The 24,517-nt window shown below is 36.5% G+C and carries 24 protein-coding genes, 2 pseudogenes and 1 riboswitch; of the genes and pseudogenes, 3 read left to right on the plus strand and 23 right to left on the minus strand.

Features of this window, described 5'->3' with window-relative positions; all coding sequences use genetic code 11:
- Nucleotides 1-13: 13 nt before the first annotated feature.
- From DLJ74_RS14135 to DLJ74_RS14185, 11 genes and pseudogenes are all read right to left on the minus strand, one after another.
- Complete coding sequence (locus DLJ74_RS14135; protein WP_109984957.1) at nucleotides 14-799, minus strand: ABC transporter permease; 786 nt, start codon at nucleotides 797-799, stop codon at nucleotides 14-16.
- A pseudogene (locus DLJ74_RS20925) lies at nucleotides 799-1,818 on the minus strand (ABC transporter ATP-binding protein). Before DLJ74_RS20925 ends, DLJ74_RS14135 begins: the two are co-directional and overlap by 1 nt.
- 221 nt (nucleotides 1,819-2,039) lie before the next feature.
- Complete coding sequence (locus DLJ74_RS14145) at nucleotides 2,040-3,764, minus strand: hydantoinase B/oxoprolinase family protein (protein WP_109984958.1); 1,725 nt, start codon at nucleotides 3,762-3,764, stop codon at nucleotides 2,040-2,042.
- Between the two features lie 2 nt (nucleotides 3,765-3,766).
- Complete coding sequence (locus DLJ74_RS14150) at nucleotides 3,767-5,233, minus strand: hydantoinase B/oxoprolinase family protein (RefSeq protein WP_109984959.1); 1,467 nt, start codon at nucleotides 5,231-5,233, stop codon at nucleotides 3,767-3,769.
- Complete coding sequence (locus DLJ74_RS14155; protein ID WP_109984960.1) at nucleotides 5,230-7,326, minus strand: hydantoinase/oxoprolinase family protein; 2,097 nt, start codon at nucleotides 7,324-7,326, stop codon at nucleotides 5,230-5,232. The genes DLJ74_RS14150 and DLJ74_RS14155 overlap by 4 nt, the downstream gene beginning before the upstream one ends.
- Nucleotides 7,327-7,339: 13 nt before the next feature.
- Nucleotides 7,340-8,677, minus strand: a complete 1,338-nt coding sequence (locus tag DLJ74_RS14160) for a purine-cytosine permease family protein (protein WP_109984961.1) — start codon at nucleotides 8,675-8,677, stop codon at nucleotides 7,340-7,342.
- Nucleotides 8,670-9,077 (minus strand): OsmC family protein, encoded by a 408-nt coding sequence (locus DLJ74_RS14165; protein WP_054860633.1) that lies wholly within the window; start codon nucleotides 9,075-9,077, stop codon nucleotides 8,670-8,672. Before DLJ74_RS14165 ends, DLJ74_RS14160 begins: the two co-directional genes overlap by 8 nt.
- Nucleotides 9,074-9,697: a TetR/AcrR family transcriptional regulator gene (locus DLJ74_RS14170; protein ID WP_054860632.1), complete on the minus strand. Its 624-nt coding sequence runs from the start codon at nucleotides 9,695-9,697 to the stop codon at nucleotides 9,074-9,076. The genes DLJ74_RS14165 and DLJ74_RS14170 overlap by 4 nt, the downstream gene beginning before the upstream one ends.
- Nucleotides 9,698-9,851: 154 nt before the next feature.
- Nucleotides 9,852-11,201: a VWA domain-containing protein gene (locus tag DLJ74_RS14175; protein ID WP_054860631.1), complete on the minus strand. Its 1,350-nt coding sequence runs from the start codon at nucleotides 11,199-11,201 to the stop codon at nucleotides 9,852-9,854.
- 188 nt (nucleotides 11,202-11,389) lie between these two features.
- The gene (locus DLJ74_RS14180; RefSeq protein ID WP_109984962.1) at nucleotides 11,390-12,688 is read right to left on the minus strand and encodes a nucleobase:cation symporter-2 family protein; all 1,299 of its coding nucleotides are present in this window, start codon (nucleotides 12,686-12,688) and stop codon (nucleotides 11,390-11,392) included.
- Nucleotides 12,685-13,272: a xanthine phosphoribosyltransferase gene (locus DLJ74_RS14185; RefSeq protein ID WP_109984963.1), complete on the minus strand. Its 588-nt coding sequence runs from the start codon at nucleotides 13,270-13,272 to the stop codon at nucleotides 12,685-12,687. Before DLJ74_RS14185 ends, DLJ74_RS14180 begins: the two co-directional genes overlap by 4 nt.
- A 141-nt stretch (nucleotides 13,273-13,413) precedes the next feature.
- A riboswitch (purine riboswitch) is annotated at nucleotides 13,414-13,515 on the minus strand.
- Nucleotides 13,516-13,708: 193 nt separating this feature from the next.
- Between DLJ74_RS14185 and DLJ74_RS14190 the strand changes: the two genes are divergently transcribed.
- A complete protein-coding gene (locus DLJ74_RS14190; RefSeq protein ID WP_245902348.1) occupies nucleotides 13,709-13,996 on the plus strand; it encodes a YhdT family protein in 288 nt (95 codons plus the stop codon).
- Complete coding sequence (gene panF / locus DLJ74_RS14195) at nucleotides 13,993-15,420, plus strand: sodium/pantothenate symporter (RefSeq protein ID WP_054860627.1); 1,428 nt, start codon at nucleotides 13,993-13,995, stop codon at nucleotides 15,418-15,420. The genes DLJ74_RS14190 and panF overlap by 4 nt, the downstream gene beginning before the upstream one ends.
- A 72-nt stretch (nucleotides 15,421-15,492) precedes the next feature.
- Here the strand turns inward: panF and DLJ74_RS14200 are convergent, their stop codons facing one another.
- Together DLJ74_RS14200 and DLJ74_RS14205 are read right to left on the minus strand one after the other, a co-directional pair.
- Nucleotides 15,493-16,062, minus strand: a complete 570-nt coding sequence (locus tag DLJ74_RS14200; RefSeq protein WP_109984964.1) for a winged helix-turn-helix transcriptional regulator — start codon at nucleotides 16,060-16,062, stop codon at nucleotides 15,493-15,495.
- Nucleotides 16,063-16,422, minus strand: coding sequence for a VOC family protein (locus DLJ74_RS14205; protein WP_109984965.1), 360 nt, complete (start codon nucleotides 16,420-16,422; stop codon nucleotides 16,063-16,065). It lies immediately after the preceding gene.
- A gap of 190 nt (nucleotides 16,423-16,612) precedes the next feature.
- Between DLJ74_RS14205 and DLJ74_RS14210 the strand changes: the two genes are divergently transcribed.
- Nucleotides 16,613-17,590, plus strand: a complete 978-nt coding sequence (locus DLJ74_RS14210) for a glycoside hydrolase family 43 protein (RefSeq protein ID WP_109984966.1) — start codon at nucleotides 16,613-16,615, stop codon at nucleotides 17,588-17,590.
- A 52-nt stretch (nucleotides 17,591-17,642) separates the two neighbouring features.
- Here the strand turns inward: DLJ74_RS14210 and DLJ74_RS14215 are convergent, their stop codons facing one another.
- From DLJ74_RS14215 to DLJ74_RS14260, 10 genes and pseudogenes are all read right to left on the minus strand, one after another.
- Complete coding sequence (locus tag DLJ74_RS14215; protein WP_054787398.1) at nucleotides 17,643-17,942, minus strand: metal-sulfur cluster assembly factor; 300 nt, start codon at nucleotides 17,940-17,942, stop codon at nucleotides 17,643-17,645.
- 17 nt (nucleotides 17,943-17,959) lie between these two features.
- Nucleotides 17,960-19,195 carry a hypothetical protein gene (locus DLJ74_RS14220; RefSeq protein WP_109984967.1) on the minus strand — a complete coding sequence of 412 codons (1,236 nt, stop codon included), beginning with the start codon at nucleotides 19,193-19,195 and terminating at the stop codon, nucleotides 17,960-17,962.
- Nucleotides 19,196-19,207: 12 nt separating this feature from the next.
- Nucleotides 19,208-19,414, minus strand: a complete 207-nt coding sequence (locus tag DLJ74_RS14225) for a DUF2249 domain-containing protein (protein WP_054787469.1) — start codon at nucleotides 19,412-19,414, stop codon at nucleotides 19,208-19,210.
- Complete coding sequence (locus DLJ74_RS14230) at nucleotides 19,414-19,668, minus strand: DUF2249 domain-containing protein (RefSeq protein ID WP_109984968.1); 255 nt, start codon at nucleotides 19,666-19,668, stop codon at nucleotides 19,414-19,416. Before DLJ74_RS14230 ends, DLJ74_RS14225 begins: the two co-directional genes overlap by 1 nt.
- Nucleotides 19,669-19,896: 228 nt before the next feature.
- A complete protein-coding gene (locus DLJ74_RS14235) occupies nucleotides 19,897-20,115 on the minus strand; it encodes a hypothetical protein (protein WP_054860623.1) in 219 nt (72 codons plus the stop codon).
- Between the two features lie 96 nt (nucleotides 20,116-20,211).
- The gene (locus tag DLJ74_RS14240; protein WP_109984969.1) at nucleotides 20,212-20,964 is read right to left on the minus strand and encodes a CPBP family intramembrane glutamic endopeptidase; all 753 of its coding nucleotides are present in this window, start codon (nucleotides 20,962-20,964) and stop codon (nucleotides 20,212-20,214) included.
- 78 nt (nucleotides 20,965-21,042) lie between these two features.
- Entirely contained in the window at nucleotides 21,043-21,255 is a 213-nt protein-coding gene (locus tag DLJ74_RS14245) for a DUF6366 family protein (protein ID WP_054787393.1), read from the minus strand.
- 81 nt (nucleotides 21,256-21,336) lie between these two features.
- Nucleotides 21,337-21,957: an NUDIX hydrolase gene (locus DLJ74_RS14250; RefSeq protein ID WP_109984970.1), complete on the minus strand. Its 621-nt coding sequence runs from the start codon at nucleotides 21,955-21,957 to the stop codon at nucleotides 21,337-21,339.
- Nucleotides 21,958-22,089: 132 nt separating this feature from the next.
- Nucleotides 22,090-23,645: pseudogene (locus tag DLJ74_RS14255) on the minus strand (IS3 family transposase).
- Nucleotides 23,646-23,741: 96 nt separating this feature from the next.
- Nucleotides 23,742-24,434, minus strand: coding sequence for a Crp/Fnr family transcriptional regulator (locus DLJ74_RS14260; RefSeq protein WP_109984971.1), 693 nt, complete (start codon nucleotides 24,432-24,434; stop codon nucleotides 23,742-23,744).
- Between the last annotated feature and the right edge of the window lie 83 nt (nucleotides 24,435-24,517).

Genomic DNA, 24,517 nt, shown 5'->3' on the forward strand with positions numbered 1-24,517 from the left:
CTATGTACCATTATTAACCACCTTGAATAATTAATCGCTTCATTGCTTTTTTCCATAATAGAATGACCATTATGACAAGCAGTATTGTCCAGCTGCAACCAATAAACAACGTCTGAAACAATTGCTCCTTCGGAATTTCACCAAGATAAATAGCTGCGGGAATAAAACCTAAAAATTGAAAAGGTAATATTTCCGCAAAGAATCTCCATGTCGGTGGGAAAAACCAGAGTGGAAAAAAAGATCCTGAGAACACCGTCATTAAAGCACCCAAAGACCAATCAAGTGCAAAAGTTGTCAAGAACCAAAATGAAACTAATGCAATGAAATAACCTATCAAAAAAGAAATGATGATACCGAGAAAAAGAGCAATGATAAAAGCGAAACCATGCATGAATGAAAACGGGGTATGAACCTCAAAAATAAATATACAAATGATCATCGTGGGAATAGCTGTAAAAATAAATCGATACAATGCACGTCCTATATTTTCAGCAATTAAAAAAAGTGGATATAGAACGGGTTTAATTAAATATATCGCTATCTTCCCTGTTTTCAGTTCGTTATCAACAGACTTAAATACCTCTGTTAATAATAAGGTTGCGATAAGTGTATTTATTACACTATACGTAATCATCTGTTCTAGAGAAATTCCTTCAACTTGATCATTCCCTATCACTACCTTCCAGATAGATACTTGTATTAAGATCAGTAAGAAATTACCTAACACTTGCAACCATACTTCTGTTCTGTACGATATTTGTTGCAAGAAAGCCTTTATTCCATAAGAGATATAACCCATCAGCTAATCACACCTCTATCTAGCTCATTCATATTTGAGGCACCTAATTGATGATATAGCCTTCGTATTACATCCTCAATACTAGCAGCTTCAATCGATAAGTCGATAACGGTATACTTCTGAGAAAGGTAATCAATAACCTCTAAAATATTTGTTAATTCTCTTTCATAAATCAAATATTTTATATTTCCATCACCATTTTGAAATGTAAGATCATTTATCACCAATTTATCCAGATTTTCTTTTAATTCTACGCGTATTTTTCGTAGATTACCTAAATTCTCTCTTAATTTCATGGTGGTACCATCATAAACTAGATTACCTTTATTTACGATTAACATTCGGGAACATACTTCTTCAATATCTTGTAGATCATGTGTAGTTAATAAGATGGTCACATTTTTTTCTTGATTCACCTTTCTTAAAAATTGGCGAATATTATCCTTCGCTAGTACATCTAATCCAATTGTCGGCTCATCTAAGAATAAAATTTCTGGATCATGTAATAAAGAAATGGCAATTTCTGCTCTCATTCTTTGGCCTAAACTAAGCTGCCTAACGGGACTATTTAGAAAAGAACCCAAATCTAATAACTCTGTACAAAAATCAAGATTTTTTTTTTAGGTTTTTTCATCAATTTTGTACACGTGTCGATGAACCTCAAATGAATCGATCATAGGTAACTCCCACCATAATTGACTTCTCTGTCCAAAAACGACCCCCATTTTCCTAGCGTTCTCCATCCTAGATTGATGAGGAATTTTACCTCTGACAAACAATTGGCCAGCAGTAGGAACTAAAATACCTGTTAACATTTTTATCATTGTTGATTTTCCAGCACCGTTAGGGCCTAAATAACCCACTGTTTCACCTGCATTAATTTTAAAGGAAAGATCATTTACTGCCGGAACTTTTGAATACTGTTGTGTCATTAACGTGCGCATTGCCCCCCAAAAACCTGGAAATCGCTTGAACCTTTTGTATTCCTTAGTCAGATTTTGAGCCTCAATAATATTCATTATCAGTCCTCCTTTATTATTTAATCGCTTTCATTTTTTTGTAAATATAAGGATAATCTTAACACTATCGGCTTCAAAAATATACAATACTTTTTAGAGATAAAAACACGTAAAAACTCTAGTAGTTCATATAATTAAATAAAAAAGACCTTTCTCCTTAATTTCCCATAATGAAATGGATAAAGAGAAAAGGTCCTTGCTTTTATATTCTAAGTAATTGTTTAAATTTGTTCCCTTATTTTCTTCGTTTTTCGTTGATCGATCTCTCCATCTTGGATTACGACACCATATTCTTTTTCAGCAGCTTCTAAGGAAACAAATTCATTTTTCACGTCCTCTAGTACCAGCTCTGGATCCCGTTCCAAAGGATTGCCCCAGCCTCCACCACCGGCTCGATAAAACTGAATGATTCCTTCCGCAGGCATTTTAACTCCAAATGCTGTTTCCTCCACAATTTGAGCATCTTTTGTTCCGTAATTTACGATAACCTTATTACTTGGGGCATCGTGACCACCGGCAAATCCTTTTGTCGTATTGCGGACACCTGCCATCATGACACTTGTCGAACTATCCTCTAAATGTTGAATTTGGACGACAAGTCCGGGAGTGCCTCGCCACTTACCTGCACCGGTGAAATCCTCCACATATTCATGAAGCAAAACTCTACTTGGATACTGAATCTCATTCATCTCAATAGAGGGTAAGGTAACACCTGTCATCACAGGAGGGTATAACCCCCATCCATCCGTTTGATATGCTGCCCCCGCTCCACCTGTGTAGCCAAAGAAATTCAAGTTTACCCATTGGTTTCCTTCTTTATCAACACCGTTTGTATAAGCTAATGGTAGCTTGTGTGCATTGACACCTACTCTTTTGGGAGCACACTTGGAAATAGCTAATAAAACAGCTTCAGCAATTTCAGCACCCACACATGCCGTAGCATGTCCACATGGAGCCGGGAGTTCTGGATTGACTACTGTTCCAGAAGGTGCAGTAACGGTGACAGGATTCATATATCCCTCATTAATCGGAATATCCTCATCACAGCAAGTAGATATGCCGACGAAGGCAAATGAAGTCGTATTCGATAATGGACTATTGATAAATCCATCAACCTGTGGAGAGGAACCAGTAAAATCAATTTTCAAATCACTACCTGCTACTGTGACAGTAGCTTTGATTTTTATATCACGATTCCCTTGAAAGTCATGATCTGCATACGTTTCAGCGGAGTAAGTACCATCAGGCCAACTGGCTATTTCATCTCGTACTCTTCTCTCTGTATATTGAATACGTTCGTCGATCGCACCAATCATTGGTTCAGAGCCATATTGATCTAGCATTTGCTGAATCCTTCTACTAGCAAGTTTACATGCCCCAATCATGGCATCGAGATCACCTTCCAGCCAATGTGATAAACGATTATTGGCGACAATCATATCAAAAACATCCTGACGCTTTTCCCCTTTTTCATAAATCTTCAATGGAGGAATACGCAAGCCATCATGCCAAATATCCTTTGATTTAGGATTATATCCACCAGCTACTGGCCCTCCATTATCCCCCATATGACTTCTCACTGCAGGAAGTAGTATTGGTTTTCGATTATAGAATACCGGCATCACCATCGTCCAATCCAAACTATGAGATCCACCATGGTAAGGATCATTTACAAGTAGAATATCACCAGGGTGCAGGTCATATCGGAATGTTTCGATTAAATGATCCACCGCTCCTACGACTGCATATAAATGGAGTGTACAGCCTGGAGCTTGTGCGACAAGCCTAGACTTCCTACCAGATAAATCAAAGATTCCTGTTGTAAAATCATGTGCTTCATTAAAAAGGGGAGATCGTGCTGTTCTCGTTACAGTTGCACTCATTTCCCGGGCAATTGCATCCAAAGAACCACCAACTACTTGTGATAAAATCATACTTTGATCCATTTCTATTGACCTCCAGTCCTCTCATATACGAATTCCAATCTATTTCCTGGACGTATAGATATTCCCGTACTGCTCTTATGAAAGGTTTTCCTGTTTTCATTAGTTTGTATCGTAATATTTCCATAAGTGTTATTCTCTACTTCTGGAATTATGGTAATCACATTAAAGACAAAATTCTCATTAATTATTTCCACAATCATTTGATTTGCTTTTTTCTCCCGCTTTACCATTTTAAATCCATAATTAAATTCAAGTTCTTCTGCTGATACAAGTTCTCGATCGCCAAACAATGCTGATGGCCCCCAGCCTTCACTAGATTCGGGGTACCCAGGTACGAGAAAAAGTGGAACTGTTTCTTTTAACATTCCGAAGGGCGAAAACAAAATGGCCTGTGGTCCAGGTCCATGTATCTTAGAATAAAGCTTGGTAGAAGTATTTCCTTGTTGTAATGCTTTTGTGATTACACCAGATATAAAATGGCCTGTTATAAAAGTACTAAACCCTACAGAAGCTGGGAAATCTGGATTTAGCAAGCTACCTTTTGGTACATGAATCTCAAAAGCCTCTAATACACCTTCATTAATAGCTATTTCATCTGCTAATGGTGCGAGAATTGGCCAAGTAGCAAATGCCTTTGTTGTAGATAAAGAGGCATTGACCGGTGTATTGACTTGCATTCCTGTTCCATTAAAATCTATTGCTACTTGATTTGTTGATGTATTTATCGAGACATAAATTGTTATATTCTCCCCATTACTCGCAAATGTTATTTTAGAATCCATCGTTTTCTTAGGATATTGACTGATATGTTCTACTATTCTACGGTTTGAATAGTTAGTCATTGTATAAACTGATTCAATCAGCCTTTGTCCATATTGCTTAATTAATCGTTGAAGTTCTTTCTGGGCATAGCGCAGGCAAGCATACATTGCATCTAATTCTGATTGATAAAGGCTTTTGACACGACTATTTGCTAATAAAAAACGTAGAACATCCTGTTGTAATAGTCCCTGCTTATATAATTTCACTGGAGTAATGCGCATGCTCTCCTGCCATATTTCGAATGCATCGGGATTAAAACCACCTGGGAATTCACCTGCCAGATCAGCTATTTGAACGCGAACTGCCGGAAACAGAACAAGCTCTCCATGATAAAAAAGTGGTGCAACCATTGTTAATGTTTGACCTTTTGTTCCTCCATTATAAGGGTCTGCTACAAGTAAAATATCTCCATCGGAAATATCAAATGAAAAGTAATCAAATAAATGATCAACACTATCTTTCATAGCATATAAATGCTCAGGCTCATACTGATGCTGGATAGCAAGCTTCAGTTCATTAGTAAATATAGCTGTAGCAAATGCTCGATCCTGTGAAACTAATGGGGAACGTGATATTCTTTGAAGGGCTTCACCCATTTGGCGACAAACGGCTTGAAGTTTAGAATAAACGATTTGGGCTTCAATCATTGCTGATTCCCCCTCATCTGCTGTACTTCGATAATACAATTCCGATTCGCATCAATTAATGCTTCTTGCCCTGGATAAACAACAATGGTTGTTCCCCATTCCTCTATGACGGAAGGACCTGCGATTAAATTACCAGGTGCTAATAAAGAACCATCATATATAGGAATAGTCATTGGATTATTTTCAAAATATACCGTTCTTTCCGCTATTTTTGCTAGGGATGGATCTTCCTCTCCAAATGATTCATCAGTGATAACAAGCTTTTTACGAACACCAATTAGATCTAGACGAAGGTTTAGTATTTCGATCGTTTGTTCCGGGTCTTGATGGGCATACAGCCTTTCATGCATTTCATGAAAATCCTTCACCGTCGCATCTAAATTAAGACTAGTAATTCGTTTTGTTCTAGAACGAACCGGCACGGTAACTTCATGTACCTCCCCTTTATAACGCATGTCCATATAGCGACGTGTTTCAAAATGATCGACTATGCTTTCCCCACCTAATTTTTCGCGGGCTATTTTCTCCATTTGTTCAAAATCTTGATTTACTTGCTCTAAATTTAATGAAGGAAGATCTTCGAACCTTGTTTTTAGTTCTGTTACTTTTAAATTCGCCGCAACATCACCGAACGCAGAGAATACGGGTGCTAAGGATGGTACAATAACGGTATTAATGCCCAAATCCTCGGCTTGTCTTCCTGCATGAATAGCACCTGCACCACCAACTGCCATTAGGGCAAAATCACGAGGATCGTAGCCTCTTTGCGATGATACATACTGTACGGCATTGGACATATCACTATTGACAATCCTAGATATCGCTAATGCTGCTTCTATCGGGCTAATTCCTAACGGGTCTGCAATATGTTTCATTATCGCTTGCTCCGCTAAATTCCGATCAAGTTTCATTTCTCCTCCAAGAAAATTGTCTGGATTAATATAACCTAATAAAACATTCACGTCTGTTACAGTTGGTTCTGTCCCACCTCTACCGTAACAAGCAGGGCCGGGAAAGGAACCAGCACTTTGTGGCCCAACTCGTAAGGCGCCCCCGCTATCAATCCAAGCAATACTTCCACCACCTGATCCAATGGTGTGAATATCCATCATCGGTAGAGCCACACGATATCGACTAATCCAGCTTTCTGTTGTAATGGTCGGTTGGAGTTGTTCAATAACCGATACATCGTAGCTAGTACCGCCCATGTCTACTGTAATAATATTATCATTCCCCGATTTTTCTCCGATGAACGCACCTGCTGATACACCACCTGCTGGACCTGATAACAGGCTACCTGCTGCTAATTTTCCTGTCTGCTCCACATTTTGGACACCACCATTTGATTGCATGACAAATAATTCTCCACGAAAACCTTGCTCCTGTAATTTAGATTCAAGGTGATTAAGATATGATTGTAAGCTTGGACCAGTATAAGCATTCACAATGGTTGTTGATACTCTTTCAAACTCACGAATTTGAGGTAGTACTTCACTGGATAAAGAAACAAACAAGTGAGGTGCCTCTTCTTCTATGATCTCTTTCACTCTTTTTTCATGCATCGGATTAACAAAACTAAATAAAAAGCAAACCGCGATTGCTTCGATACCTTCTTCAACAAGGCGTTGAACAGCTTGTCTAACTGCTTGTTCATCCAATTCTTTTATTATATTTCCGTCTTTATCTAATCTTTCCCTTATTCCAATCCGGAATCTTCTTGGCACAATTTGATGTGGTGCTTTTAGTCTAACGGAAAATACACTTTCCTTATATGCTCGACGGAATTCAATTTCATCTCGAAAGCCTTCCGTTGTTAATAAGCCTACCTTTGCCCCACTATATTCTAACAAGGTGTTTGTTGCGACAGTGGTCCCATGAACAATTAACGGACAGTTTGCTAGAAAATCTTCTATACTAATATCCAGTAAATCAGCAATTTTTTGTACTCCGTTTATTACACCATCTGATTGATCGGGGGTGGAGGGGGTTTTTGTTGAGACTAGTTGGCCATCCTCTGTAGAAGCAACAAGGTCAGTAAAAGTACCTCCCACATCCACACCTAACACCCATTTTGTTGCCTTATCTTGATTCATATTGATATCCTCCCTAAAAACCATTTGATTCCTCTGATTTTTCACCAATTTCAAATTGAATATTCCATTTAGTTAAAAGATAAGCAATGATGACATAAAGGACAAATCCAATGACAATCGAATTAATTGCGGTAATGCCAAACATTAGCCTTGATCCAATAATTCCTGCTACTACGGTAGCGATAATTGCAGCAACATTCCATTTAGCATATTTCGTCCCTTCACCGAATTGGTAGCTTTTATGTAAAATCTTTGGTTTTACAATCCAATGATCAGCTATCATCACACCCGCAATCGGAGGTACATAGGTCCCTAGCGCATTTAAAAATGGAACGAAATAATCTTGAATGCCGATTAAAGCAATGCCTAATCCAAGTACTCCAAGAACGATGACAATCACTGTCTTTGATAGATTAACCACATTTCGAAGTCCGAGTGAACCTGTATATAAATTGTTATCATTTGTTGTCCATTGTGCAAACACTAAAATTAAAAAGGCAAAAAATCCAAGTCCAATTTGACTCATTGCTGCAGGAATATTTGGTGTCGAACCAATTGTTGGTACCTGAGCAGCTAAAGTCATCGCTGCACCCGCAATAACACAGAACACTCCTCCTAGAAAGTAACCGACTGCTGCCCCAAATCCACCTTTCGCTGCTGTTTTTCCATACCTAGTGACATCTGCAAATACGACTGCTCCTGCTGCAGCATTTCCGACAACAATTGTAATACCAGCAAATATGGATAAGGGGTCTCCAGTTGGCTTGGTGCTAAGAAGTGCTTCCCAGCTACCTAAATGATTCACTGCTTCTGCAAGTCCCCAAATAGATAGAATAGCAACTAGTGGTACGGCAATCATACTTAGGGTGGACAATCCTTTATAGCCAATAAATGCTGTTAAGATCATCAAGATCCCACCCCAAACCATTGCAATCTTTGGCTCTGCAAACCATTGATTAGGAAACATTTCTGCAATCGTCATTCCAAAGAATGCAATCTGCCAGCCAAACCAGCCTATACCCATCGTTAGTGCCAAAAGGATACCGAATAGATTCGCTCCATATCTACCAAAGGCTTGTCTTGTTAGCATGGTAGTAGAAACCCCGTATTTTGCTCCCATCCATCCTTGAAAAAATCCTAAAATAGCAAGAATCAGCATACCAAAGACAGCCGCAAGTACAGCGCTTTGAAAGTCCATTCCTGCAACAAGTGCCCCTCCAGTAAACAATGTGGATAAAGAAATAATCCAAGCACAGCTTGTAATAGAGACATTGAATGTATTTTTTCTTTCTTCGATTGGAACCGTACGAATCGAAAAATCCTCTAGCTGTGACTTATGACTCTTACTCATTGTTAGTCTCTCCTTTCTCTACAATGGATATGGTCGTACTATTTTTTAATGTATTACCAATTGTACAAGCTCTTTCAGCTAGTTTAGATAATTTATTTTGATAAGCCTTATCTAAGCCTTTTGGCCATTCTATTTCTATCATAAATTGTTCCACTCTAGAAGGACCTGTTGTTGCTTTTTTTGCATCAACCGTAACGGAAAATTCCTCTTCTTCTAATTCTAATTGGTCTCGCTCAAACAATTTGGAAATAGTAATAAACATACATAGTCCCAGTGAGCTTGTTAATAACTGGATTGGTGTGTAGCCATGCTTATCTGAAGTTGTTCCCCCATTAATCTGTGTCCCATTATCATTAGTGATAATCATTGTTTGATTCGTTGATCTAACGGTTGTTTTCATTGTCTGCCTCCTTGTCCTATCAGACCAAAAAATTCATAGCGGACCATTTCATCCACCACCTTATCAATGGAAAGGCTTGGTTGATAATTCAGTTCATGCATTGGGCCAAATAACCATCGTGATATCGTTCCGGTTACAAGGCTTGTTAGCATTTGTGCCTGAAATTCAACACAATCCCGATCTTCTAGCATTTGCAATTCAATCGCCCTTTGAATATTATTGGCAAATTCTTTTTCAATTGCGACTAATGTTTCCGAAATGGCATTTCTTAGTTTTTCATCACCACCTTGTCCTTTTAACAGTAGTAAAATCATTAGATTACGATTATTGCTCGCAAAGCTTAGTAGCTTTTTCATTAACCTTTTGGATGAATCCACCATATCGCGGATGTTACCCTCTTCTTTACGATAACCACTATGGACAACTTCTAGTAATTTTTTTCTTCCTTCTGCCATAATTTTTAAGACAATTTCCTCTTTGCTCTCGAAATACCAGTAAAAAGTTCCTTGTGCTACTCCAGCTTTTTTTACGACATCAGATACCTTAGTCGCATGATATCCTTTGGTCGCAAATAGCTCTAATGCCACTTCTAACAGTAGATCCCTCGTATCCTTTTTCAAAGAACAATCCTCCTCGATTGACAGTTCAGTCAGTTTTGAACAAAACTATTCCGATAGATTTACTATAGTTTCTGGATTCCTAATTGTCAATCTGCAAAGCTTCTTTTAGAAAATAAAAAAAAGCACACTTCAAAGAAGTATGCTTTATCGGATCTTACTCATCATTGCGTAATTTTTCTCTTTTTTCATATGCTTCGTCTCGAACCTTTTCGCGATTTTCATAACCTTTGTTTCTTAATTCTTCTCTATACTGATAAGCAGTATCACGTGCGTATTCTCTCAGCTGATAGCCTAGATCGCGTGCTATTTCTCGGATGTCATAACCATCAATTTCTAAAGTTTCCTCCATATAATAGGAAAGCTCTATAATGCGGTTCTCTTCCTCTTGAGCTAATGTCACCATTTCATTTTCTACTTCGAATAGCTTGTTGACTCTTTCGGATTCTGATTGAAAATACTTATTAACATTTTCACTTTCCCATTCAAACCATTCATTGATTAAGCTAGATTTTTCTTTTTCAAAGTAATCCTTCAATTCTTGTTCATTTCGTACCGTGGAATACTTCCCTTTTCCTGCTTCCGCAACTTTTTTTAATTGCTGTTGTCCTTCATCGTCAACATCAAAGCCTATAATATTAACGATTGCTTCAATGTCTGATTCATTTAGATCTTTTGCTACTTTTACGGGATCTCCATCACATGTCTCTACACCGTCACTTACGACATAAATAATATTTTCAACATTTTCACCAGTTTGCTTACTTAAATCCTCTTTCGCTATTTGAATGGCACTAGCAAGAGGAGTCCAGCCAGCAGGCGAAAAACTATCTAATGCTTGATTGAATGTTTTTTCATCATAATGACCCAATGGATAAATCTCTTCGGTACTACTACAGGAAAGCTCTTTATCCTCATCACTTCCAGTACCCTTATGTCCATAAACTCGCAATGAAATATTTACTTGTTCTGGTAGTTCACTGACAAAGGTGTCAATCGCATTTTTGGCAAGCTCCATTTTTGTTTTCCCATTAATTAATGCGCCCATACTTCCACTTGCGTCAAACAATATTTCTATATTTACCTTGTGTTGTTCCGCTTGGTCTGGTGTCTCTATTTCGCCAGGCTGTGAGCTTGCCGATTCAAAAGATGTATCCACATTATTGAAAAATTCATAATAATTCCGATAATCCTCAGCTGTTAATGCTAGTAAGCGAGAGTAATACTCCTCACCAGATAAATCCTTAGGAAACTGATTAATCAAATCTTTTATCTTTTCTTCCTTATATTTCTCTCCACTATAGTCACCAGGTTCTAATTGCATCCTTTCTTCAACGGTTGATACTAAATATGTTTCATAGTTTAAATTATCGATCTCTTCGTTCGTTCCTTCTTCTGAGTTTTTTTTACTAGGTTGTTCCTCCGAGGAAGCATCTTCTTTATCACCACAACCTGTCATTAGCAATAAAGCAATTAGAAGAGAAATCCATTTGACATGCTTTTTCACACCAATCTAACCTCCACTTTAATTAGCATACCAACATATTTTCTCATAACTTGGTAATATTGTTCAATGGTTCTTATCTCCCTTCATTTTACTTTTTTAGGTGTCATTAGACCTATAATTTGTGAAAAAGCCTTCTTATGAAACAAAAAAAAATCACCAGAGTCCTCTAACCCCTGGTGATAAGCTATTTATGCTGTTTTCTTTTCTGCTAGGATTGCTTTTTTTGATTTTCTGACATTAAAAACAATATTTAAACATATAGCAGTTAAACTGCCAAGCACGATCCCACTATCTGTCAGGATTTGTACACTTTCAGGAAAATCTGCGAAGATTTCTGGAACCACGGTTACACCTAGCCCCATTCCGACAGAACAAGCGACGATGAGAAGATTCTCCTGTGACGAGAAGTCCACCTTACTCAACATCTTTATACCGTAAGAAATAACCATACCAAACATCGCGATCATCGCTCCACCTAGTACTGATTTGGGAATCACTAAGGTTAAGGCACCGATTTTAGGAACAAGTCCAAGTAGAACAAGCATGAATCCGGCAGTATAAATAACATTATTCGTTCTTACACCAGATAATTGGATTAAGCCAACATTTTGAGAAAAGGTAGTATATGGAAAAGAATTAAAGATTCCACCAAAAATAATCGCTAACCCTTCTGCTCGATAACCTCTTTCCAAATCTTTATCTTCAATCTTTTTATCACAAATATCACTTAATGCAAAGTATACACCAGTAGATTCTACTAAACTAACTATCGCAACTAAGATCATTGTTAGGATTGGGGTAAGATGGAATTCTGGAACACCAAAGTGAAACGGTGTTGGCATATGGAACCAGGAGCTTTCCGCCACTGGACTTAAATCGACCTGTCCAAAGAAGGATGCTACTATCGTTCCTAGGAGGATACCGATTAGAATCGCAATCGCTTGAACAAAACCTTTACCAAAACGAAAGATAAGTAAGATAATCAGTAATGTCCCAAAGCCTAGTGCTAAGTTCGTCAAACTACCAAAGTTCTCGCTTCCTTCTCCGCCTGCTAAATCATTCATGGCAACAGGTATTAATGTAATCCCAATAATTGTCACAACACTTCCTGTTACGACAGGTGGGAAGAACTTAATTAGTTTACTAAAAAACTTTGCAATAACAACCACTACTAGCCCTGAAACGAGAATGGAACCATATACAGATGTAACCCCATATTCATTTCCTATTGCAATGATTGGTCCAACCGCTGTAAAGGTACAACCGAGTACCACTGGTAGTCCAATACCAGAAAAGCGATTTTTCCATACCTGCAGAATACTTGCTACTCCACACATTAAAATATCAATAGAAATTAGATAAGTAAGCTGTTCATTTGTCAGCCCAATACCTGCACCAACAATTAATGGAACAATAACAGCACCAGCATACATTGCCAATACATGCTGAAAGCCTAGTGAGGCCATTTTACCTTTTGATAAATTCATATTTTTTCCTCCTCATTGATGAATTGAATCGTGTTGTTTTCTAAGGATTTGATTCTTGCTAATGACTCCACCCGATATCCTTTCTTTCTTAAGAGCTCTCCTCCGTCCTGGAATGCCTTTTCGATGACAATTCCAAGTCCCACAGCTTCTGCTTCCGCTTTAGCGATAATGTCAATTAGGGCAAGTGCTGCCTGTCCGTTTGCTAGAAAATCATCAATGATTAAAACTCGATCATCTTTGTTTAAAAATTTACTCGATATCGAAATATCATTCGTTTCTTGCTTCGTATAGGAATAAACTTTCGAAGTAATCAAACCTTCTGTTAAAGTTAATGACTTTTTCTTTCGAGCAAAAATCACGGGTACATCTAGGATTAAGCCTGTCATCACAGCTGGCGCAATACCAGATGATTCCAGTGTGACAATTTTGGTTAACTTTTCATTCTTGAATCGATTAGCAAACTCCTCCCCAATTTCTTTCATTAAATGAGGATCTATTTGATGATTAAGAAATCTATCGACTTTTAAAACAGTATTAGACAATGCTATCCCTTCTGTTAAAATCTTTTGTTGTAGTTTTTCCACGATGCTCACCTCTTCTATATTTTTTCCTTAAATTCTTGCAAAATAGAACGACAAAAAACCCAAAGATCGAAAACTCATCCTATGTGATGAGCAATGATCTTTGGGCATCGATTCGAATAGAACAGCATAGCTATACTAGTAAAACCTTCATTGCTCACTCATAGTCAGATCATTTACGGTAATCTGGTAGAAACTTGTAGGCCATATCCCTACGATTATACGAGTGATTTGTATAATGATATTCTATATTGTAACATGTTATCAGCTGTTGACAAGCGATTTTTTGTAAGATTTATGTGGTTTATTAGAATTCTAGATACTAGTCTCATTTAATTTTTTTATGATGTACGCCATTTATAATTGCGATCATTTGAATTGCAATGGAGGATCATGTAATTTATTCTTATATATTTTTTTCAATAAGGGAGGTATTTTTTTGAATAAGCCTAACCTAAACAAAAAAGATCCTCGGTTTAAAATCGCCAACAGAGAAGCACTGGTAGGAATTGGACTAGTACTTTTTAATTTTATCTGGTGGTATGGCTTTGCTTATGGATTAGGAAGCCAAGATGTTAATGAGTATAACTATGTCTTTGGTTTCCCAGCTTGGTTTTTTTACAGCTGTATTATCGGGGTAACCATCATGGCAATACTTGTATTTATTATAGTAAAATTTTTTTTCGTGGATGTGTCATTTGATGAGGAAGGGTTTGAAGATAAATGAATTGGCATGCGACTATTTCATTATTTGGTTCTGTTGCTATTATTTTTATCATCGGATTATTTGCTAGCAGAAAAAGTAAAACAAGTACATCTTTTATACAAGATTACTATTTAGGTGGCCGTAGTTTAGGTGGGTTTGTGCTTGCCATGACAATGACTGCAACCTATGGAAGTGCCAGTAGTTTCATCGGAGGTCCTGGTGTCGCCTATAATGAAGGACTAGGATGGGTATTGCTTTCCGTTACACAAGTAGCAACCGGTTATTTTACCTTAATGATACTAGGAAAAAAATTCGCGATTATCACCAAACAATATAATGCGGTCACCATGGTCGATTTTCTGAAGGAACGCTATCAATCAAAGTGGGTGGTTGTATTATCGTCTTTTAGTATCGTAATATTCTTATTCTCTGCAATGGCAGCTCAATGGATCGGTGGTGGACGTCTAATTCAATCCCTTACAGGACTCTCTTACGATGGAGCGTTATTTATTTTTGTTATCACTGTACTTATTTATGTTACATTTGGTGGGTTCCGTGCGGTTACTTTAACAGACTCGATCCAAGGAACGATTATGTTTATCGGTACACTAGTCTTGTTAATCGCTGTGATTATTGCTGGCGGAGGAGTAACAGAAATTATGACAAAGCTTCAAGTAGAGAATCCAAATTTAATTACACCTTTTGGAGCTGATGGAACCCTGACCAAGGCATATGTCTCCTCCTATTGGGTTTTAGTAGGGGTCGGTGTCGTTGCTTTACCACAAATCGCCGTTCGTGCTATGTCCTATCGGTCAACGAAATCGTTTCACCGAGCATTAATTATTGGAACAATTGTTGTTGGTTTTATTATGTTGAATATGCACTTAATTGGTGTCTTTGCACGTGCTGTATTACCTGGCATCGAGGTTGGAGATAAGGTGATGCCATTAATCGCTTTAGATGTATTGCCACCTTGGGTAGCAGGGTTTGTATTAGCCGCACCACTCGCTGCCATTATGTCTACGGTAGATTCACTGTTATTATTAGTTAGCTCAACCATCGTAAAGGACATTTATATCAACTACATAAATCCCAATGTAACTAGAAAAAAAGTTCAAATACTAAGTATGTCGATCACAGCAATTTTAGGTATTATCGTTTTTTTACTTGCTATAAATCCACCTGATTTAATTATATGGTTAAATCTATTTGCAATAGGTGGACTGGAGGCTGCTTTTATTTGGCCAATCGTTATGGGACTTTATTGGGATAAAGGAAATCGTTTTGGGGCACTTGCTTCGATGATAGTGGGGATTAGCTCTTATATTTTATTTCAGGCCTACTACCCTGATCCATTTGGGATGCATACAGTGGTAAGTTCTATTGTTTTATCATTTGTGTCTTATATTGGGTTTAGTTTAGTGATGAAAAACCGTATTCAATGATAAACAGACAAAGAACCTTGTATTTTTCAACAGGGTTCTTTGTCATTTACCTATAGATTTATTCGTTATGCTCTATTGAATAATTTCTATTTTTAATAATTCTCCCCATAGCATATCAACAATCGGATACAATCTATCCTCTAATTGATAGGTATAGCGAAGGCTCGGTTGTTCTGTTATCTCTTTTTTTACTAGTTTTAGATCACAAAGCTCGTTTAATCTCATCGATAAGATTCGTGGTGAAGGGTTACCTAAAAGTCTTTGTAAAGATTGAAATCGGGTGTAATCGTGGTATAAGGAAATCATTAGTGGCCATGTCCAGGATTTGCGGTGTAATGGACCAGCTTCTATAGTCTCCTCTGCTTTTTGAAGGCATTGTGTAATCACAAATAATAATTCCCCATATTCTGTCAATTCATATTCAGGTAACAAAGGATGTCGCCTTTCATATGGAGATAACCGCTTCACAATTTGTTTCGAAACAAGTCTAGAAAAATTATCACTTAATCGAGATGGCGATATTTGTAACTGTTTTTGCAAAGGAGTAAAACGCCCTCCTGATGACTTTAGATGAAGTAAAATGGGCATTATCCACCGTCCAGATAGTTGTTGTGTATGTTGAATCGCCTCTTCTAAATTCATTTAATCCACTATCGTCTGGGATAATTCAAAACTATGACCATCTGGATCCTGAAAAGTAGCAAGCTTTACAAAACCAGGAATTACTTCTATGTCCCCTGTGAACTGGATACCCTTCTTTTTCAACTCAGAAAATGCTAAATCAATGTCTTCTACTTCAAAAACGGCGGAAGAAGTAACAGGAACAACTGTCTCTGACTCAGCAAAGCCAATACAACAATCCTTTGTATTAGTTGTTACTATCGCTATTCCTTGATCCTCATCCTTAAAGTCTAATGAAAATCCCAAACCTTCTGTAAAATATTTTACAGATCGCTCAAAACTTTTGACATTGTACCAAATCGTTAGACCAGGCTTATACATATTTCCCACTCCTCATAGTTAATACCTATATTATATTAACTATAAAAACGGAAGTCAATGAATAAAATTGATAAATGAAATACCATTCCACTATTATTCTTCTGAAAAGTTTGTTTTTCGACTATACAAAGTTCTGATCCTCTAGTATACTAGCATTATATATAATTATTTATGAAACAGGAGGAATACGATGACAAAGCCTAATAAACCTATTGTGACACATATTTATACAGCAGATCCTTCTGCACATGTTTTTGAGGGAAAACTCTATATTTATCCTTCACATGATTTGGAGCATGATCGTCCATCTAATGATAATGGTGATCAATATGCAATGGAAGATTATCATGTTTTGTCAATGGATGATGTAAGCGCTGCATGTGAGGACCATGGAGAGGTACTTCATGTTAAAGATATACCATGGGCAAGCAAACAGCTATGGGCACCAGATGCTGCCTACAAAAATGGTAAATATTATCTTGTCTTTCCTGCTAGAGATCATGAGAACATTTTCAGAATTGGTGTTGCCACAAGCTCTAGCCCTGCTGGACCTTTTAAGGCAGAAGATAATTATATTCCTGGAAGTTTCAGCATTGATCCAGCTGTCTTTATTGATAACGATGAGAAAGCATATGTTTATTTTGGGGGATTATGGGGCGGTCAGCTAGAAAAATGGCAAACAGGAAGCTTTAATCCTGATGCGGAAGGGCCAGCACCTACTGAACCTGCTTTAGGGCCACAAGTTGCAGAATTAAGTGAGGATATGCTTACATTTAAAGAAGAACCGAAAGAAATTTCCATCGTCGATGAAGATGGTCATCCAATTCTTGCAGGCGATGAGGATCGAAGATTTTTCGAGGGACCATGGGTGCATCAATATAATGGCCTCTATTATCTTTCCTATTCAACAGGAACTACACATAAAATAGTTTATGCTGTTAGTGAAAATCCTCTAGGACCATTTGTCTTTAAAGGAACGATTCTGAAGCCTGTCATTGGTTGGACCACTCACCACTCTATTGTAGAGTTTAAAGGAAAGTGGTATCTGTTCTATCATGACAGCTCCTTATCTAAAGGATTGAATCATCAGCGCTCTGTTAAATTTACTGAATTGACTTATAATGAGGATGGAACGATCCAAACCATTGATCCCTATCCAGAAGACTAATTCCAATGATTACACCCTGTCCATTTACTGGAACAGGGTGTTTTTGTACCAACTACCGATGCATTAACTGCACTCTCGCGTAATCACTCATGTTAGCTGGTGACCATGCTGGTGTCCAAACTAAGTCTACCTCGACATTTTCCACTTCATTTACTTTTTCGATAGCTGTCTTTACCCCTGTAACAATGGTTGCATGGAGAGGACAGCCTGGTGTAGTAAGTGTCATTCTTATTGAGACATTTTTACTCTCTACACTGATATCGTACACGAGACCAAGATCCATGATATTAATATTCAATTCTGGATCGATGACCTCATAAAGGGCTGCTTCTACCTTATCTTTTATGCTCATCGCTTCCGTCCTTTCTACTATTTCCTCAAAATTTGAATAATTGTGATACCATATAAAACAATGGACACAAATAATAAACCTTGAAAAACCTGCATAAGCAGAATATTTTCAGTCAAGAAAGCTATTACTGTTCCAACTATTCCAATGAGAAAGCTACAATAGATGATGATGTCATTCTTTTCATTTATTAAATCTTTTAAGGCTGGAACTTGTTCTTTGCCTATTTTTTTATCATATTTTAATGTCCACCATAGAACGGGAACGATTTTCTTTAAATAACCTAATATACTAAAAATAATCCATGTCATTATATATAGATAAATAAGCACTCCCCATATAACGGCATTTGCTTTCATTAAACTAACTATAAATGCTAGGAAATGAATAACCGAGCCAAAATATATTGCCATTAAAGCAAATCGAAAGGATCTATCTAATTGTCTTCGTAATCTTTTTGCAAGCATTTCTCGAATATCTAATAAAAATAACGTAAAGCCGATCCATAGTAATAACCAACCGATTTGGCTTAAGGTTGAATCATTCATCCAAAAGGATAGAATTAAAAAGAACATACCAAGAAGATAGATAAAATAAGCTTTTTTTATCCACCTCATCGAAAACCCGTGAGCAAGGCTAAACATCGGAACAAGCTTATAGGAAAAACCAATAATTAATAGAGTAAACCACCCGGTAAGCCCAAACAATAAATGGGACGAAAAAATACTTTCATGACGTAGAATCTCCCCATTGCCAATATTCCAAGCAAGCAGGAATCCAGCTATTATCGTGAGAAAAAGGAAAGTAAGTGCCCCAACCACTAGCCCTGTTATCCTATTTTTTTGTTTCTGTGCTTTTATTGTCAGGTACATTTGAAATAAAAACATTAGAATTCCAATTATCGTTATTGCCCCGCCATAGAAAGCGATACTAGGCTTAAGACCAAGCTGAATACTTAATATTAGGATACCGGATATAGTGATAATGTATTGATAAAATCCGAAACGTTCATTCCAAATGGGCGTCAACAGTACCACTGGAATCATTTGATACATAGCGCCCATGACAACCATTACAGCAAAGCCTAATATTAATAAATGAAACGCCATCCATAAGCTCGGAATTCGAAAATAGCCATGGATCAACCATTCTGAATTCCAAAATAAAATAAATTGCGAAGCTACCAGTCCTAGTAAACTTGTTAGAATAAAGGCTAGTGCTAGTTTTATATTTACATGAGAAAAGGAATTATTCATCGTTCATCACCTTTATTTATAAATCGTGATAATGTAGCTACCATCCGATTGTGCTTCACATTCATAATGGATTCCTTGTTCATCCAATTCTTGAAACAAAAACATTGGTCTGCGATCATTGATGATCATAAGCTTTTCACCAGATGTTAATTCCTCTAATTTTTCCAATGTTCGAATCATCGGCTGAGGTGGTTGAAGACCTCTGTTATCTAATTGAATCATTCCCCTTCACCTCCCCTATGACGAAATGTGACAACCCAATGCTTATGACCGATTTTTTCTGCCTCATAGGTAAAACCTCTTCTCTCCATTATCTTAAAGAGAGGAAATGGTTTAAATGGGGCATGTAAAATAAAAGCCTGGTCGTGATCTAACGACTTGACGGCATTCATAATCTTTTGAAAGGGTTCTTTATTTAATCGAAGATCTTCTCTAACATCCAGTTCAATATAGCTATTTTGATTTTCCCTCATCATTATTCCTCCAGAAGTTCTTTCATTAATGATAATCATTCTCGATGAAATTCGATGTGATTTTTGTCACTTAAAGATGACATCAATATCATCATACTTCTAAAGAAAAAAGAGACTTTCCTAAAGGGAACAGTCTCTTGATAACACATTTCCAGTAAACTTTTTAAATAAATCGAGATATTCTACCAACACGGTTTTTTATCATTTACTTGCTAAAATACTTAGTATTTATTTTAGATAAACTTGTAATGAAACCTTTCCATTGGCGTAAGACCAAACAGTGTTTTCTACTTTTAAGTTAGCATGAAATGCTTCAATCCAAACTTGTTTTGAGTTTAATAATGCTAATAGTTGGGCAGAATGAAGTGTCAACTCTTCAGTTTGTTCATTTTTTTGATACACAAATACAACAGTTATAGAATCTCCTTGACTAGATACAATACTCATTTACTTCACTCCTTAATATTTATACTATTGCATACGAGTAGCCTAAGCAACAGGTTTCACAACAAATATGTCCATAAGAGCACAAATCCTTGATTGTTAATAAACTCCTGTTATAAGAAAAATAATTGGAAGTATACTAAATGCGATGTTTACAATAAAATGACAAATGATTAGAGGAAATAATCTTTTTTGTTTAAGGTAAATAAACCCACTGCCTAATCCCCATACAAAGAATGCCACTGCATAGACAATAGCACCCTGTATACTTGCTGCTAGCATAACGTGCTGTAATGCAAAACCAATGGAAGGAATTATAATACTAATCCATACTCTTTTATATTTTATTATAAACTTTCGTTGTGCATATCCACGGTACATTAGCTCTTCAATCGGTGCATTTAGAAAAGGGAAAATTAATGATATACATGCGGCAAACCATATAAGCCATCTTGGTCGTGTGAAAGAATAATTCTCCACATTTCCAGCAAAAACCGTTTGAAAATGGTGGATAAACTCAGTGCCATACATAATAAACATGGTTCCAATAACAGCTATCACAAATGGAATATACAAAATAAAAAGCCAAAATAAACCGTACAAAATATCTTTCCCTATACGATTTGGATGAAAATCTAATAAATTTTTTATAGAACGTCCTTCTTTTTTAAGTATTCGATATAAAAGCACGTAGCAAATCAAATTGACAACAGTAAAGTAAATGACCGATAAATCAGGTAAAAAGAAAAAATTAGGTTCAAAGCCCAATATTTTTAATAGTATGAAAACAAAAAATAACGTAACAATCAACAACGGAATTCGAATAAATGAGATAATCCATGCGTTTTTCATGAAATAGACACCTGCTCCCCTGCTTTATTTATACATCAGCCTCTACTCCTACAATTGGAAGAATTACTCCTAACAAAGTTAACGGAAGAAGACTAGAAAAATAATAAAACCCACGACCATAATAATAAGAAGAATACCAGTCCCTTTCCAGCCCAAGCTTCCGACCAAATCAACCAAACTTCCATTCTGCGCTCTACTAAAACCATCACTCACATTAGTTGTTGGATTATTCTTTAATTCCGATTGCCTTAGCCTTTCTCTTTTTTGTTCAGCTGTTTCTCTATTGCTCATCAAGTCCTCCCCTTTACTTAATTCTGATTTATATCATTTTCATTATATAATTATAAAGATCATTATTATTGGGATACGAAGTTAGGTTAATTGAGCTTTTATTTTCTCAATAATGAATCGATAAAAAGAATCTTGATGTGGAACGAACTGATCTCTTCCTACATATTTTTCCATCCATTCCTTTTCTCCTTTAGTAAAAACAAATCCTGTAATTTTAATTTTCTCTTTTTTACCTAACCAGAATTGTTCAAAATCTTTTATTCTAGCTTTCACCATACCGGACACCTCTTCAGCTTGCAGAATAAAATCATTCAGATGATGTTCGCTATTATATAAAAAAATATTAGCAAATTCGTTATCGATTAGGTTTCCATGCTTGACACTATAGGAAAATACGCCTAATGGAACCAATTTTTCATAAGCTATATCCATACCTAGCTCTTCCTTTATCTCCCTTACTCCATCCTGAACGGTTTCATCTGCCAATAAATGACCAGCTGCTGTAATATCTAAAAGGTTAGGGTAGTCCTTCTTTTCTTTACTCCTTCGTTGCAAATGAATATAGTAGGTATCTTCTTCCTTACTGACAAACCAACAGTGGAATACCTCATGCCAATAGCCGAATTTATGTACATTGTCTCGAGTAGCGATACCTATCTCATTTTTATTCATATCAAAGATTTTAAGCTGTTCTTCTTCCAAGCTATTTCCTCCTTGAGCTTACGGAATTTTATATAAAGGTTAACATAATATTCCAACAAAAGACATAGGAAAAGCCAATCAAATTTTGAACTGCCCCCTGTCAAGTAGACAGCGGAAATAATAAAAACTGACCTAAGCGGCTTTAGTTCTATATTCCTAGGGCTAAGGCCGTTTAGTCGTTCTTGATATCTTTCATTGTTATAAAAGTGAATATATTCATCAATTGCTTTGAGAGATCCTCAAATGTCTCATACTTATGTATATAATACTTCTCGCATTTAAGAGTTCCCCAAAATGATTCCATCGGACCATTATCAATACACTTTCCAACTCGAGACATACTATGTGTCATCTCTGCATTATCTATCCTTCTTTTAAACCCTTGTGAGGTATACTGAAATCCACGGTCACTATGAATTAGAGGATGTTCCCCATCTAATAGATTAATAGCTTGATCAACGGTTTTAAATACAAGTTTATTATTATTAGAATGACCTAAAACATAGCTGACAATCGAACCATCATACAAATCTAGTATGGCACTTAAATACGCTTTCTTTGAGGAACCATATTTGAATTCGGTGACATCGGTTCCCCATTTTTCATTCGGCTTTTCAGCCTCAAATTTACGATTCAATCTATTATCTGCAACGTGCTGAGGATTGGTACGTTTATTTTGTTGCTTTTTTCTACGTATAACGGATTGAATCCCAGCGATGTCCATAAGTCTATAAATACGTTTTCCATTGAAATTATTTTCAGTTTTTCGATTGATGTTTATGGTCATTCTACGGTAACCGTAAATTCCCTCTACTTTCTTATGAATCACCTTCATTTCTTTTATAATCTTATTATTCTCGATTTCTCTTCTGGAAGGTTTACTATTTAGCTATTTATAGTAAGCAGCTCTTGAAACATCTGCGATATCACATAACAAAACAATACTAAGATCTTCATTCTCGTGGATTTCCTTTATAGCTATATATTTATTTTCAAATCTTACTTGGTTTATTTTCGCCTCCTTTCGATTTCCTCTAACTTTTTTAAGAAAGCATTCTCTGCACGTAATCGTTCATTCTCTTTTTCTATTCGACGCATCTCTAACTTCATCTTTTCCTCTGGAGTTAGATCTTCTTCCCTCTTGGAACGTCCTCGTCTATCCTGTAAAGCACCCATCCACCATTTTCGTATTTACGTACCCATTGATAAACTTGTTGATAAGAAACTCGATATTTCTCCGCTGTTTGTTGATAGCTCTTCCCGTTCGCTAAAGCGTCTTGTACAATTTCAATACGTTCTTCCCAAGTCGTTTTTCTTCCTTTGGTCATAGAGCTCGTCCTTCCTTTTCCCGTATCTTTTAATTCCCTATGACCATTATACTGCTTTATCCATCTACGTAATACCGACCGACTCGAAATTTCAAATTTTCGAACAATCTCTTCTTGGGAAAACTCTCCGGATACGTAACTCTTTACAGCTCTTACCTTTAATTCTTTAGAATACCTTTTCCATGTTTTTGAGTTCTTTAACCCTCTTATACCTTCCTTTTCAAATTTCTGTATCCATTTATAAAGAGTATATTTTGAAATTTGATATCTTGAGCATAATTCCTTCAATGTATAATTTTCGTTTTGATAGTCCTTTATTACTTCATATTTAAATTTGCTTGAATAAGATTTATTTGACATAGAAACTCCCCTTAAGACAAAACAGATTTTTATTTTTTAATCTGTCTACCATAAGGGGAGCATATCATTTATTGATCGACTTTTTACTCCTTCTATTTAACAATCGTAATGTTGTAGACAATCCATATCTAATAATAGATAGCCTTGTTTCGTGCCTTTGACGAGTCCCTCTCTTTTCAATTTATTAATTGTTCGACTGACGGTTTCCCTTGAGGAACCGATCATGTTCGCTAGTTCTTGATTCGTAAAACGAGTGGTGAGGATCATATTTTTATCCGTACATTGCTTCCCATGTGTCTTGGAAAGGCGAATTAATAGCATGATAATTTGTTCTTCCGTATTATGGAGTACTTGTTCTTCTAAGCGTTTTTGTAAATCTACAATAATATCACCCATTACTCGGAACAATTTTATGCTTAATGATGGGTATTGTAATAGTAATTGCTCAAATGCAAGAATTGGTATTTCCACTAAAGTAGCTGGCTCTATAATCTCGGCATGTGCCGGATAATTACCTTTTCTAAAGAAACCAGCATGTGGAAACATATCCTCAGATTTGAGGATCGATACAATTTGTTCTTTTCCATTAATATCTGTTTTATATATTTTGACTTTACCTTTATGGATGAAATGAACTCGTTCTAAGGACTCGCCCTGCATAAAAACATAACTATTGGTTGCATATTGTTTAATTTTAGCAATTTCCGTTATAGCCCCAATTTCTTCTCTGGTCAATTCTTTAAATAATGGCACATTCCATAAAACATCCTGAATGATATTTGTAGACATCCAAACCTGCTCCTTCCCACAGATCATTGTCTTAGCTAAGTAACCAAATGATGGAGATCTCTTCTTTATTGTAGAAAAGTTTA

The sequence above is a fragment of the Gracilibacillus dipsosauri genome (genome assembly GCF_003176895.1).
Classification (GTDB): domain Bacteria; phylum Bacillota; class Bacilli; order Bacillales; family Amphibacillaceae; genus Gracilibacillus; species Gracilibacillus dipsosauri.